We start from the raw sequence: 876 nt of genomic DNA on the forward strand, positions 1-876 counted from the left end.
CCTTGTCTCACCGCGTTCCGGGTTCTATCGGTCAGAACCAGACTCCGGGCAAAGTGTTCAAAGGCAAGAAAATGGCAGGTCAGCTGGGTAACGAACGTGTAACCGTTCAGAGCCTGGACGTAGTACGTGTTGACGCTGAGCGCAACCTGCTGCTGGTTAAAGGTGCAGTTCCGGGTGCAACCGGTAGCGACCTGATCGTTAAACCAGCTGTGAAGGCGTAAGGGGATAGCAATGGAATTAGTATTGAAAGACGCGCAGAGCGCGCTGACTGTTTCCGAAACTACCTTCGGTCGTGATTTCAACGAAGCGCTGGTTCACCAGGTTGTTGTTGCTTATGCAGCTGGTGCTCGTCAGGGTACTCGTGCTCAGAAGACTCGTGCTGAAGTAACTGGTTCTGGCAAAAAGCCATGGCGCCAGAAAGGTACCGGCCGTGCGCGTTCAGGTTCTATCAAGAGCCCGATCTGGCGTTCAGGTGGCGTGACCTTCGCTGCGCGTCCACAGGACCACAGTCAAAAAGTTAACAAAAAGATGTACCGCGGCGCGCTGAAAAGCATCCTGTCCGAACTGGTACGTCAGGATCGTCTGATCGTTGTCGAATCATTCTCTGTTGAAGCGCCTAAAACTAAGCTGCTGGCACAGAAACTGAAAGACATGGCTCTGGAAGATGTGCTGATCATCACTGGTGAGCTGGACGAGAACCTGTTCCTGGCCGCACGTAACCTGCACAAGGTTGACGTACGTGATGCGACTGGTATCGACCCGGTTAGCCTGATCGCCTTCGACAAAGTCGTAATGACTGCTGATGCTGTTAAGCAAGTTGAGGAGATGCTGGCATGATTCGTGAAGAACGTCTGCTGAAGGTGCTGCGTGCACCGC

2 protein-coding genes are annotated in these 876 nt (G+C 53.3%); both read left to right on the top strand.

Translation table 11 applies throughout. The features are described from left to right. The coding region (locus GB932_RS01320) for a large ribosomal subunit protein uL3 (RefSeq protein ID WP_408725529.1) at positions 1–221 on the top strand (221 nt) is incomplete at its 5' end. Between the two features lie 10 nt (positions 222–231). Then, positions 232–837 carry a 50S ribosomal protein L4 gene (gene rplD / locus GB932_RS01325; protein ID WP_003031119.1) on the top strand — a complete coding sequence of 202 codons (606 nt, stop codon included), beginning with the start codon at positions 232–234 and terminating at the stop codon, positions 835–837. Positions 838–876: the final 39 nt, after the last annotated feature.

The organism is Microbacterium karelineae (genome assembly GCF_009745985.1).
In the GTDB taxonomy this organism is placed as follows: domain Bacteria; phylum Actinomycetota; class Actinomycetes; order Actinomycetales; family Microbacteriaceae; genus Microbacterium; species Microbacterium karelineae.

Coding starts and splice junctions, on each gene's coding strand:
- rplD (WP_003031119.1), top strand. CDS start 232: ATGGAATTAGTATTGAAAGACGCGCAGAGCGCGCTGACTGTTTCCGAA.